We start from the raw sequence: 11,343 nt of genomic DNA, 5'->3' as shown, positions 1-11,343 counted from the left end.
TAGTCGAAGGGCGCACATTCGTCCTCCCGCACAGCCCATGCGCGACGGGACGGGGCGCCTGCGGCGGAGCCGCATTTCCATGATCGAAGGTGCGCCAGTATATCCTGGCCGGGGCTCCCTTGACATTCGCCCCGATCTCATCGCACGCACCGGCTCCCGGATGATCCTCCGATCCGGCGGTTCGAGCGGTACCCTCCTGGGTAGCCGGCCCGAGACCCGCGGCAGCCTAGTGGGCTCACGTGTATCCCGTCCGGATCGAGCACGGTGGCTCGGAGTCAGGCCTGGCTTGGGATTCGGCCGCTGACCGGCGCGCACGATGGGCCCCCTTCCCCTCAAGTGCCGCCCACCCCGGTGTGCCCTCCGGGCCCTTGTCCTTCCGGGCTTCCTGACGAATACTACCTGCAACAAGGCGCACCGGACCCGGCTGGCACGAGGGTTGCACGGCAGGAAGGAGGGGTGGTCATGGCCGAACGCGTGTTGATTGTCGATGACGAATTGAGTACGCTGCGCTTGCTGGGCATGGCCCTGGAACGGGAAGGCTACGTCATCAGCGCCGCGCAGGACGCCGACAAGGCGCTGGTCTCGATCGATGCCGCCCTGCCGGATCTGATCATCCTGGACGTGATGCTGCCGGGGGTCAGCGGCCTGGAGTTCTGCGCCCAATTGCGGGCTCGACCCGACACTGCCACCATTCCCATCCTGATTCTCAGCGCCAAAGGAGAGGTCCCGGACAAGATCGCCGGGCTGCAAGCCGGCGCCGATGAGTACGTGGTCAAGCCGGTCGAGACGGCCGAGCTCGTGGCGCGCGTCGCCAGTCTGATGGAGCGCACCCGAAGGCTGAGAAGTGCCACCCCGGCCGCGGCGCCGCGCATGACGACCTTGCTGGGTGCCAAAGGCGGTTGCGGCACGACGACATTGCTCATCAATCTGGGGGTGTCCTTGGCTCTCCGCAAGCTCGCCACCGTGGCCTGCGAGCTGCGCCCCTACCCCGGCAGCGCCGGTCTGCTGATCGGTGTGCATTCCGGCAAGAGTCTGGCCGATCTACTGCGCCTTCCTGCCCGTTCGATCACGGCCCAGGAAGTCGAGCGCCAGCTTGCCGTGCACACTACGGGACTGAAACTGCTACCTTCTCCCGAGGACATCGTCGAAGACCGTCAGATCGAGCCCGAACAAGCAGCCGCCATCCTGGACGGGCTGGACCCGAAGGCCGCCCACCGGCTGGTGGATCTGCCTCCGGCGATCGGACCTGCCGGACGAGTGGCGCTGGAGAAATCCGATTCAGTGTTGCTCCTGGTCGACCCGGTTCGGGACTCAGTCGAAGCCGGCAGGGTGGCGGCCGACTATGTGCGCGGCCTCGCCAGCGCAGGCGCCGCCCTAGGGCTCGTCGTTGTCAATCGGGCACCCATCGCCTCGCCGATGGCGCCTGCAGAGATCGAGGAGCGGATCGGCTGGGAGATCCGGGGCCAGGTGCCTCCAGCTGCCGACCAGTGTGCTCTCGCCCAGCAGAGGGGCATTCCGATCGTTCAGCTTCAACCAGAAGCTGTGATCTCTCAGGCGATCAAGCGCCTGGCCGATCTCTTCGACTAGTCCCGGGCCTCTCCTTCCGTCGGCCTTCGGCGGAAGGACCCGGCGCCGGCCGGCGATGAAGGCCTGCCGGTCCCCTGGCGCTCACGGCCTGGCGAACACCGCCGTGAAGTACCCACCATACCCGCTGCCCGCCAGATAGTCGTAGCCAAGACCGATCTCGGTGTAGTTCGGGCTGAGTAGGTTGGCGCGGTGCGGAGCGCTGTTCATCCACCAGTCAAAGGCCCGTTGCGGGGCGCCTAACGATGTGTCTCCGGTGGCGAAGATATTCTCCCCGATCCACGACCAGTCGTAACCCTCCCGCTCCACCCGATCCCGCACGCTGGATCCATCGGATCCGGTATGCGAAAGAAAGCCATTGCATGCCATGTCGAGGCTGTGGGCGCGGGCTGCCGCCTGCAGCTGCGACTGCGAGCGGTAGGCGCCCAGGCCGCGGCTCTCGCGCTCCTGATTGATCAGCGCCAGCAGCGTACTCTCGTATACGGAGTTCCCAGTGGCGGCGCAACCGGACACCGGCGTCGACGATGGGGGCGCAATCGTGGCGGTCAGCGGGCCGTCGGCTGTGGCCGTCTCTGCCCAGCCCTCGGGCGTAGCCGAGGCGGTCCAGGTCGGCGAAGGGGCTTCAGGCGTCGGCGTGCGGGAAGGGCGGCGGGTAGGAGTCCGGGTGCGGGTCGGTGTGCGGGAGAGAGTAGCCGGCAAGGCAGTGGCGATAGTCGTAGTGACCGATGGCGCCGGGCTGGAGGTCTCACTAGCGAGTACGGCCGTGGTCGAGATTGATGTCTCCGTGGCGGTGGCTGCGGGGGTCTGGGTGAGGGTCGCGGAGGCGATGGGACTCGGCTGCGCGGTGTCCGGCGCCAGAGGCACGAAGGGAGTCGCCGAGGCCGGGCGAGGTGTTGGCCGGAGAGCCTCGACAGTGGGGGCTGGATCCCCGGCCGGGCTGCTCGCGCCAGTTGGCGGCGCGGTCCAGCGTTTCATATCTTGGATCAAGCCAGGCAGACCTTCGAACGCTGGCAGGGCGAGGGCCGATCCTGGCGCCGCCTGGACCGCAAGACCCAGACCGAAACTCGTGGAGACGCAGACTAGGCCGGCAAGTGCCAGACCGAGCGCGGCGATAGTGCAGCCTGCGGGCTTGCGCCTCTTACGGCGTTTGGGGCGGACTTCACCGGCTCGGGCATCGGGGCGGGTCATCGTCGGCTCGATTATCGAACGCCGAGCGCCCCACCCCCATAGCCGGGCGGTACCACGCCCGCCGACTGATCCTCGGCCGCTCTCCACCACCCCCGGTGCATCCCAACCTCCGCCGGGGGCGCCGCAAGCTCACTGTGCGCCACCGGATGCCATAGGTCGTGAACAGGCTACCAACCGGCCGTTGTCTGGCCTCCCGGCCGACAGACTCCCGGCCGGGGGGGATGAGATGGCCAACATCCGGTGATCGGCTGACAACTTTCATCCGGCAGCCAGAGGGAGGCGGCCATGCCACGAGTAGTCCATCTCGAGAGTTCGGCCGACGAACCGAAACGCGCGGTCGCGTTCTACGAGCAGACGTTTGGCCGGGGATCCACAAATCGGAGGGGCCGCTGGAATACTGGCTGATCACGACCGGCCCCGCTTCATAGCCAGGCATCGATGGTGGGCTGGGCCGACGCAGCGAACCCGGCTGGGGGACTCAAAACACCCTCAGCGTCGACTCCCTTGATGCCTACCTAAAGAAGGTCGTCGCCTGCGGCGCCAGGATTGTGCATCTCAAATCCGCCGTCCCGGGCGTTGGCTGGCTGGCCTACTGCCAGGATATCGAGGGCAACCAGTTCGGGCGGATGCAGGACGATCCGGCTGCCGCACAGGCGGCCTCCGGCTGACTGTGCGCCGGCACCGGAGTGGCTCGACCCGCGGCGGGTAAGCGGGCGGCGAGCCCAAGCCACAACCGAGGCGGCGGTCTGCCCGGCCCTGGCCAGGCAGGCCCCGCCTCACAGCTCGGCAGTAGCTCGTGGGTGCGCCCGGAGGTAGAGGCCGGCGATGCCGGGTTGGGATTCCCGCACAACCGCCGCCCGGTTGCGTCGGGCATTGCACGCCATCCGGAGACCCCGATCGGAGCCTGCGCCCGAACCATTTGCGCAATTGCCCGAGCCACGGGCGCAAAGCGAGCGTGCCTGGCGCGCCCACGATATGCACTGCGGGAAGCATCGATCACTGCGTCGCAGATTCGGGGTGCGCGGCCAGGCGCTACGAACTGGAGAACCCCCCGATGGCCTGGCTACCGGCGAGTTCCTGGCTGACCCGGTCGATGAGGCTGGCGGGCAGGTATTCCCCCCTCCTTCGATCTCGTACAGCGCCACCCGGCTCCCGTCTGCCCACTCCGAGTAGCTCAGCCGACGGAAACGGGTGCCATCGCCCGGGACCTGCTCGGGAAGGGGGTCCACCGCGAGCCGATCCGTACAGGCGTTGATCTCCGCCCACAGGTCCACGACCCCTTCGGCCGAACGGACGCGGCCGAGGTCCTGACGACCGCAACCGATCCCCCCGCCCTCGTAGGGCACGCGAGGGTCGTCCGCGCCGTTGAGGATCATCAACGAGACCGGCTTCGCCGGCCCGCCTCCAGGCTGTCCGCCATCAAGGCTGCCACCGGAGCGACGGCGCTGACCAGGCCGGAGCGTTCGCCGGCCAGACGGAAGCTCATCTGTCGGCCGTTGAAGATACCTGCAGCACACGCTCGCCATGGGTCCATTGGAACCAGGGCTGGTACATCTTCGACCACGGCGGCCAGGAATCCGACGTCCTCGGTGTGTTCGGCCTGGGCGCGCCGGCGGGTGATGAGCCGACCGCCATTCCTATGCCGTTCCAGCCCATGTGGGCAGACCAGGATGAACGCCCGCGTCCTGGCGAGTTCGAGCATCCCGCCCTTCATCCGGCACATGCCGAGAGCCGTCCCCCCTGCCCCATGGAACGCCACGACGAGCGGCGCCGGGAGCTGAGCCCTGTGGGGAGGCGGGAACGGCGAGCCAGTCCGTTCGATGGACGCCCGCATCCGGAGGGGGGTCTTGCGCCAAGCCGCCGGAAGACGGCGTGCCGTTCGCACCCCGGCGAGATGCCAGTTGGGCGGGACCCCGGAGTGCGCCGAGGCGTACCCCAACCTTCCGACGGCTGGGAACCATGGGTCAAGCCCTCGGTCTCCTGCTGGCGGCGCAGGGTGCTGGGGTTCATCGCCCGCTGCGGCGGTCCTAGATGCCCTGCACTTGATATTCAGGCCCGTTGGGAATCAGGTTGCGGCCCTCGGTGGGGGCGCGAAATCCTGGGGAGGTCGGCTGTTGCCGTCAGTGTCGAAGCTGACCGGCGCGGCGCGCAGCCGGGTTGCCACGCCTGGGGCTGGAGGCGCTCGGCACGAGATTTCAGGCTCGCGGCCGATGGCACCTACTGTGGAGCTTGTTCGTCGACATGGGCGTCGGCTGTGAACTTGCGGCCATTCTTCGACGGAGCGCGCGGTGCCATGGCGCCATGTAGCTTGTAGGCCCGATCGAGGCTGCAGGCCAGCCTGCCCTGAACCGGGTAGGGCTCTCTGTCCTGGATCAGAGGGTCAACCCGCTCCCGGCGCTCCATGCGGATGTTGGTGTAGGAGCCCCGGCCCACCAACTCCACAGCATCTCCGGTGATCACGTCTGGCACCAACAGGGTCATCACCCCGGTTGCGCGGATGTTGCCCGCGCTCTTGAAAACTCCGTCGCCCAGGTATTCGGTCCACTCGAGGGAGCGATGTTCGGGTTCGAAGCGGAGGAATCCCGGAGGTCCCCCGCGATGGGCAACATCCGGATGCTGGTCAGGGCTCAGGCTGGCAAGGAAGGAGACATCGGCCGTTCCAACCACGCCGGCCGCCCAGGGATCGTCGATGGCAATCGGCTCGCGCAGCTGCGGCCCGACCCACAGTCCCGTGCTCAGCGCTTCGGAGGGCGACATGTACTTGCGGCACAACGTGAAGGTCTCGTCACCCACCAGCTCGACACCGTCCGGCCGGTGGGTCAGCTCCCCATTGACTCGCACCCGGCGCGCCTGGCCCAGATGGATGAACAGGCCGCCGCAGCGGGTGAGGGCAGGCAGCCGTTCCCCAATCGGCGAGGGAAGCAGCAGCCGATGGGGGGCATGCGGATCCACCTGCACCAGCGGAGGCTTGCCGCTCAGGATGGTGAAGGCCAGATCCTCTTGTTGCCAGTTCGCCAAGAGGGCGAGGTCCGCAAGCTGGGCGAATTCGCCCACCGGGCCCACCCAACTGGCGAGATTGGCTGCCACGTGTGTCGTCTTGGCTTCTTCCTGGATCGACCGCTGGCCGCTGTGATACTTGAGGGGGGGCATCGGCAACTCCTTGGCCGCGAACACCCGGTGTGCTCCGGGTGGGGTTGAGGCCTTAGGCCCCAGATGCGCGCGGATCCCTATTCTGATAGTCTCTATCCTAATTATACGCCCCGCAACCACGGTCGATTTCCGTTTTGGCGGCTAGGGTCTCGAGCTGGAGCCGACAGCCGGAGGCCGGTAGAATGCTAGAATGCGGGGCTGGCGGGGGGGGCCCAGCGCAGGCTGGGGAACCGGCGTGGAGTCTGGCGAGCCAAGGCTGGCTGGGCCGGCCGCTTCCCTGAGAAGGGAATCCGTCGATCATGTCATCCTCCCGCCGCATGCTGCGCCGGCTGCTCGAGCTCGACCGGCCATACGCCTCGTTCGAAGGGGCTCAGCTTCAGCTCGAGGTCGAGCGCAACTACCGCTGGAATCTGACGGTGAGCATCCTCGAGCTGGCCCTCTTCTGGTTCGGCCTGTCGTTCATCGCCTCTAGCACCATCCTGCCGCTCTTCTTCTCCAAGCTGACCGAAAGCACACTCGTGTTCGGCCTGGTGGCGATGCTCTCGCAAGGTGGCTGGTACCTGCCACAGCTGTTCACGGCAAACGGGGTCGAGCGAGTGCCGCGCATGCTCCCGATCATGGTCAATGTCGGTTTCTTTGCCGAGCGTCTTCCGCTGTTCCTGCTGGTCCTGGCTGCGGCGCTTGCCGCTCGCGCGCCGACATCGGCGCTGGTGTTGGCGCTGGTTGCCTATGCCTGGCACGTGCTGGGCGCCGGGTCCATCGCGCCCGCCTGGCAGGAGCTGGTCGGACGCTGCTTCCCGGTGCAGCGCCGTGGGCGCTTCATGGGCATCGGCGGATTCGTCGGCACAACGACCGGGGCCCTGGGCGCGCTCGCGAGCACCGCGCTGCTGACCTCGCTCAAGTACCCGGCCAACTTCGTAGCCGTGTTTGCCCTCGGAGCGCTCAGCATCCTGCTCAGTCTGGGATTCATGGCCTTGGTCCGTGAGCCGGTCCCGGTCGTCCAGGCTCCCCGCCAATCGGCGCGCGACTTCTGGTCGAACCTGCCGGACGTTGTGCGCTCCGAGGCCAACTTCCGTTGGTACCTTCTCGGGCGAGTGACGCTGGCCTTCGGGGCGATGGGACTGGGGTTCGTGACCCTGAGCGCGCTGCGGCTCTGGCAGGTGAGCGACGGCACCGTTGGTATGTACACCGCAGTATCCCTGGTGGGACAGGCGCTAGGCACGCTCAGTCTGGGCCTACTGGCCGATCGGCGCGGCCATTTGCTCTCGGTCGAGATCACAGCCGTGGCCTACCTGCTGGCTTTCGCCCTGACCGCCTGGTCGCCGGCGCCTGAGGCGTACTACCTGGCGTTTCTGCTCATCGGCTTTGCCATCGGTGGGCAGATCGTGTCCGGCCTGTTGCTCACCCTGGAGTTCGCGCCTGCCGGACGACAGCCGACCTATGCCGGCATCGTGAACAGCAGCCTGGGAGTCGCCGGCATCCTGGCGCCGTTGATCGGCGCCTGGCTGGCGTCGCGCGGCTTCGTGGCGTTGTTCTTGCTCGCGGCCGTGTTCAACCTGGCGGCCCTGTTCATCCTCCGGACGCGTGTGCGCGACCCGCGCCATGCGCCTGGAGCCGACGGCGCCGTCCCCACGCCTTGACGCATTTCCCCAGCGGATCGCCTCCCGGCCGCGCGGACCTGGCATCCAGCCGCGCCTCCTGCGGGCTCAACTCGCCCGCCCTGCGGACCCTCCCAACCTGAACTGAGAGCGAGCCCACGCCGGGTCGGTCCGGTCGCCGTCGGATGGCCGTCATTGCCGAATCCAGCCTCTGACCACCCCCCCCAAAATGTGCCCCCAAACCCTTGCATTTCCGCCACAGGTAGGGCTTAATGCGGGTAGGTCAAGACATAACCAGACGACGATAACGAGGGGTGACCGCGGAAGATGGCAAACGCAACCACTCGAACGGACCTGCCGATCCTGACGCTGTACAACCTCGACCCCGCCTGGGAACCCGAGGCCAGCGAAGCTGTTGTTGCCCAGACAGATCAGCTCGTGAGCGAACTGCGTTCGATGGGCCACCAGGTCAGTGAGCTGGCCGTCAGCGATCCCGACCTGCATCCCCGACTGCAGGCCTTTGACCCCAACAGCACGCTGGTCTTCAACTGGTGTGAGGAACTTCCGGGGATCCCGCGCAGTGATTCGCTCGTGGCGCAGGTCCTCGAGGAGATGGGCTTCGCCTACACCGGAGCCGATCCGGCGGTGCTCAGCTTGTCCTGGCACAAGCCGCTGGTGAAGGCCATTCTGGAGGCGCACGGGGTGCCGACCCCGCGCTGGATGCTGTGCTCATCACCCGAACCTGGCGGATGGGACTGCTATCCCGCCATTGTCAAGCCGGCCTACGAGCACTCCAGCGTCGGTGTGACCGTCGAGGCGATTGTCTTGAATGAGCAAGCGCTGCGCGAGCGAGTGGCCCTGGTGCTCGACACGTACGGCGGGCAGGCCCTGGTCGAGGACTTCGTCGACGGGCGCGAATTCCATGTGTCGCTGTGGGGGAACGGCGAGACCAATCTCCTTCCAGTTGCCGAGATGGATTTCGCCGCCTTCGATGATGTGCGCGACCGGCTGTGCACCTACGACTCGAAGTTCACGCCCGGGTCATCTCACTACGACGCCATCCAGCTCAGGCTGCCAGCCCCGCTCAGCGAGGCGCAGCTTCGGGAGCTGACCCGGGTCTCGCACGCCGCTTACGAAGCCATCGGCTGCCGCGATTACGGCCGCCTCGACATCCGCTTGCGGGATGAGACCTTCTACGTCCTGGATGTCAATCCCAACGCCGATCTGAGCGCCGACAGCAGCATGGCCTGCGCCGCCGAGCTTGAGGGCTACACCCACGGCAGCATGATCAGCCGCCTGGTCAACCTGGCGGCGACGCGGCATCCGGTGTTCGGTCCGACCCCAGGTTGAGCGGCTCACCGTCGGGCACGCGCCCTGGCGCCTGAGCTGGCGGCGAGACAGACTTCCCTCTGGATTCGAATCAAGCCAGCCGGGCCGCAAGCAGCGACCGGGCGAGGCCTAGCGCCGCCCGCATCACCTGCTCCGTCCCCGGCGAACTCAGGTGCAAGCGATCGCAGGATCCGGGCACCTTGACATCCTCGAGCGGCACCCGGAACCGGCGTAGCAGTCCCCGCGTCCGTCGTCGGGTGATCAGCGGATCATTCAAGGCCTGGACAGTCAGCGCTGGAGTTTCGAGGTCCGGGGTGGCGCGGTACTGCCCTCGGCCGGTAAGCAGCAGTTGGTCGATCAGCGAAGCCGGAATCTCAAAGTGACTCATCGCCTGCCGGAGAACCCAGACCCCGCTGCCAGCCCGGACGGGGGATCGGCGGCGGCGGCCCGAGCGCAGCAGAAGAAGTGTATCGGTGAGGTACACCGCATCCAACGCGCCGCTCGCCACCAGCAGCCGCTTCAGCCGGCAGGCATGCTCAGGTGCCGAAACCGGATGGGCGCGAGTGACCCGCGAAATCCCAAGCCCGGCGACGGGGGGGTCGACCGCCCCCCACCCCAGGCACTGCCAGCCGAAGGCGCGCCAGAATCGGTCGGGCACGGCCTGCATGGCGTCCCCCGCCGCTAGGTTGGGCGCCGATCGCCGAAGGGTTGATGGCAGTGCCGTCTCAGCCTCGATGGATCAAACCACAGTGCGGCGGAGTAGGCCCGACTGAAGTCCTGGGGAGTCATCTGGATCCGATGTAGGCCAGCAGCGAACTTCTCGAGATAGGAGGGATGATCGCATGCCGGCGCGGGCTCGGCATCCAGCCCGGCTTGGCCGAGAAGAACGACGATGTCGCCGCCTTACCCGTCGCCGTCGAAGTGAAGCGCTACCCGCGGGTTGCGGCGGATGTGGTCGATCTTGGCCGGCTTCGGGCGTGAGGTGAGCAGGACCGATTCACGCTCCCAATAGACCAGACGGGCCTCGGCCGGTGGGCGCCGATGCGGCCGACGGTCACAAGCCAGACGATCCGTTCCGGCTCCAGTCGCTGGGCGACCCGCCATCCGAAATCAGACCTCAGCTCGAGCAGGCCTCCCTCTCCCGATCCGCGAGGGGTCCGGCTGAGGCCGTGCCAGGCGGACCAGCATTGTCCCCTGCCCCGGATGCCGGCGGGCAGCCTCTTGAGCCGGGGAGCCGCTTCCGCTATGCTGACAACGGGGAATGAATGCGCCAGGTTGCACTGATTGCCTCCTCCGCCCTCTGGGCCCACGGCCACAGTGACGGGCATCCACTTCGACCCGAGCGCCTGCGGCGCACGGTCGATCTGATGACCGAAACCGGGCTGCTCTCCCGCAGCAACGTCACCGTCGTCCCGCCGCGCCTGGCGACCGATCAAGAGCTCGCCCTGTTTCACACCCCGGAGTACATCGAGGCCGTCCGCCGCCTGAGCGCGGGCAGTCGTGAGGTGGAGGGCAGGCGATTCAACTTCGGCCCGGGCGACAATCCGGTGTTCTCCGGGATGTTCGAAAGCGAGGCTGCCAAGGCAGGCGGCGCCCTGCTCGGAGCCGAGCGGCTCGCCAGTGGGCAATCGGATGTCGCTTTCAATCTCGGCGGCGGGCTGCACCACGCCTGGCGCGATCACGCCTCTGGCTTCTGCGTCTTCAACGACGCCGCCATCGCCATCCAATGGTTGGTCAACCTCCGCTGGCGCGTGGCCTACATCGACGTCGACGTTCACCACGGCGACGGCGTGCAATGGGGGTTCTACGACAGCGATCGGGTGCTAACGGTCTCGCTGCACCAGGATGGTCGCACCCTGTTTCCGGGAACCGGCGGAGTCGAAGAGGTCGGACGGGGCGCCGGCCAGGGCTATGCGGTCAACGTCCCCCTGCCCCGACATACCGATGACGACGCCTATCTCTGGGCCTTCGACCAGATCGTGCCGCGGGTGGTGCAGCGCTTCGACCCAGACATCGTGGTCACACAGCTGGGCGTCGACACGCACGTGCGCGATCCGCTGGCCGAGTTGGCCCTCACGACGCATGGGCAGGCTGCAATCGTGGAGCGTCTCGCCCGGCTGTCCTCCCGCTGGCTGGCCCTCGGCGGGGGCGGTTATGACCTGGACGTGGTCCCGCGCGCCTGGACACTCGCTCTGGCAGTGATGGCCGAAGCCGACCCACCGCTCGAGCTTCCCGCCCGCTATCGCTCCACTCACGGCGGACGCTGGCTGCACGACGGCGAGCTTCCGGCGCCGGATCCTGGCCTGCGCGCCCAGGCATGGGAGACCGTTCAGAGAGTTGTGGCTGGGGTGCGGCAGCTCCACGGCCTGGAATAGCGTCGCCCGACAGCTGCACGCATCAAGCGGAGCCGGCAGGCGGGCCGTGCGCGATGCGATCGAGCGCACGCCGGGTCGCCCCCGGGTCATCCGAGAGCACGGCGTCGCAGCCCAGCCTG

General features: G+C 67.5%; 9 protein-coding genes. 5 read left to right on the top strand and 4 right to left on the bottom strand.

All coding sequences use genetic code 11. The features are described from left to right. The first annotated feature begins 462 nt into the window (after nucleotides 1-462). Complete coding sequence (locus MUO23_03230; protein MCJ7511968.1) at nucleotides 463-1,587, top strand: response regulator; 1,125 nt, start codon at nucleotides 463-465, stop codon at nucleotides 1,585-1,587. Nucleotides 1,588-1,668: 81 nt separating this feature from the next. Here MUO23_03230 and MUO23_03225 read toward each other — a convergent pair whose 3' ends face one another. From MUO23_03225 to MUO23_03215, 3 genes are all read right to left on the bottom strand, one after another. Continuing rightward, on the bottom strand, nucleotides 1,669-2,559 hold the full coding sequence (locus MUO23_03225) for a CAP domain-containing protein (protein ID MCJ7511967.1): 891 nt from the start codon (nucleotides 2,557-2,559) through the stop codon (nucleotides 1,669-1,671). 1,588 nt (nucleotides 2,560-4,147) lie between these two features. Continuing rightward, on the bottom strand, nucleotides 4,148-4,474 hold the full coding sequence (locus MUO23_03220) for a hypothetical protein (protein ID MCJ7511966.1): 327 nt from the start codon (nucleotides 4,472-4,474) through the stop codon (nucleotides 4,148-4,150). A gap of 515 nt (nucleotides 4,475-4,989) precedes the next feature. Next, the gene (locus MUO23_03215; protein MCJ7511965.1) at nucleotides 4,990-5,922 is read right to left on the bottom strand and encodes a pyridoxamine 5'-phosphate oxidase family protein; all 933 of its coding nucleotides are present in this window, start codon (nucleotides 5,920-5,922) and stop codon (nucleotides 4,990-4,992) included. Between the two features lie 299 nt (nucleotides 5,923-6,221). Between MUO23_03215 and MUO23_03210 the strand changes: the two genes are divergently transcribed. After that, nucleotides 6,222-7,562 (top strand): MFS transporter, encoded by a 1,341-nt coding sequence (locus tag MUO23_03210; protein ID MCJ7511964.1) that lies wholly within the window; start codon nucleotides 6,222-6,224, stop codon nucleotides 7,560-7,562. Between the two features lie 285 nt (nucleotides 7,563-7,847). Further along, nucleotides 7,848-8,870: a hypothetical protein gene (locus MUO23_03205; protein ID MCJ7511963.1), complete on the top strand. Its 1,023-nt coding sequence runs from the start codon at nucleotides 7,848-7,850 to the stop codon at nucleotides 8,868-8,870. A 70-nt stretch (nucleotides 8,871-8,940) separates the two neighbouring features. Here MUO23_03205 and MUO23_03200 read toward each other — a convergent pair whose 3' ends face one another. Next, complete coding sequence (locus MUO23_03200) at nucleotides 8,941-9,516, bottom strand: hypothetical protein (protein MCJ7511962.1); 576 nt, start codon at nucleotides 9,514-9,516, stop codon at nucleotides 8,941-8,943. 167 nt (nucleotides 9,517-9,683) lie between these two features. On the opposite strand from MUO23_03200, the gene MUO23_03195 reads away from it, so the two are divergent. After that, a complete protein-coding gene (locus MUO23_03195) occupies nucleotides 9,684-9,830 on the top strand; it encodes a hypothetical protein (GenBank protein MCJ7511961.1) in 147 nt (48 codons plus the stop codon). A 284-nt stretch (nucleotides 9,831-10,114) separates the two neighbouring features. Further along, nucleotides 10,115-11,224, top strand: a complete 1,110-nt coding sequence (locus MUO23_03190; GenBank protein MCJ7511960.1) for an acetoin utilization protein AcuC — start codon at nucleotides 10,115-10,117, stop codon at nucleotides 11,222-11,224. The last annotated feature ends 119 nt before the right edge of the window (nucleotides 11,225-11,343 follow it).

This window comes from Anaerolineales bacterium, assembly GCA_022866145.1.
GTDB lineage: Bacteria > Chloroflexota > Anaerolineae > Anaerolineales > E44-bin32 > PFL42.
Note: the sequence above shows the minus strand (reverse complement) of the source record. Positions and strands in the feature narration are given on the sequence as shown.